The following is a 904-nucleotide window of genomic DNA, read 5'->3' on the forward strand; positions in this document are numbered from 1 at the left end:
CACTTATGTGGTACTTAATTGCACCGGAGGCACCATGTCTGATTTTTCTTATTTCTGCGGTATCGACCTAGCTAAAAACCACTTTAGTCTTCATGCCGTAGACCAAAATGGTAAGGTCATACTTCATAAGTCGGTAACTCGCTCTAAACTACTGACTACAATAGCAAATATGCCACTCATGCGTATAGGCGTTGAAGCGTGTGGTGGTGCACATTATTGGGCAAGAACACTCAATAAACTTGGGCACGACGCCCGCATTATGGCCGTTAAATACTTAATTCCTTATCGAACTAAAGGAAAGAACGACCTTAATGATGCTGTTGCCATATGCGAAGCTGTTCAGCGTCCATCAACTCGCTTTGTACCCGTAAAATCCCCCGATCAACAAGCCATCTTATCGGTACATAGAATGAGAGAGCATTGGGTTCGTGAACGCACCGCGCTTATGAATCGCATGCGCGCCCTACTCTCTGAGTTCGGGTTAATCATTCCTGTTGGCCGCTCTTCATTAATGAAACACGTTCCCTTAATGCTTGAAGATGCAGAAAATGAACTGCCACATCTCGCAAGAACGGTGATTGCCGATGCTTATCACCACCTTGGAGAGTTGAATCAACGTATCGCCGATACTGAACAAGTCTTCGAGTCTTTTGCTAAGGTCAGCGCTAATGTTCAACGAGTGATGAAGGTTCGTGGCATTGGACCGCAAACCGCTACTGCGATACTTGCTTCGATAGGTAATGGTTCTCAATTTGATAAAAGCCGTGATTTCTCTGCTTGGCTAGGACTAGTACCAAAGCAATATTCGACGGGAGGAAAGCCTCGCTTAGGTCGGATAACCAAACACGGCGACAAATACTTGCGAACACTATTAGTTCACGGGGCGAGGACAGTCATTGCCAAC

At 45.8% G+C, this 904-nt stretch carries 1 protein-coding gene; it reads left to right on the forward strand.

What is annotated here, in order from left to right; translation table 11 throughout:
• Positions 1–34: 34 nt before the first annotated feature.
• Positions 35–904 (forward strand): IS110 family transposase (locus tag AB4653_RS29120; RefSeq protein ID WP_372104348.1); only part of this gene is annotated, 870 nt, incomplete at its 3' end.

Source organism: Vibrio sp. 10N.222.48.A3 (assembly GCF_041475345.1).
Classification (GTDB): Bacteria; Pseudomonadota; Gammaproteobacteria; order Enterobacterales; family Vibrionaceae; genus Vibrio; species Vibrio tasmaniensis_A.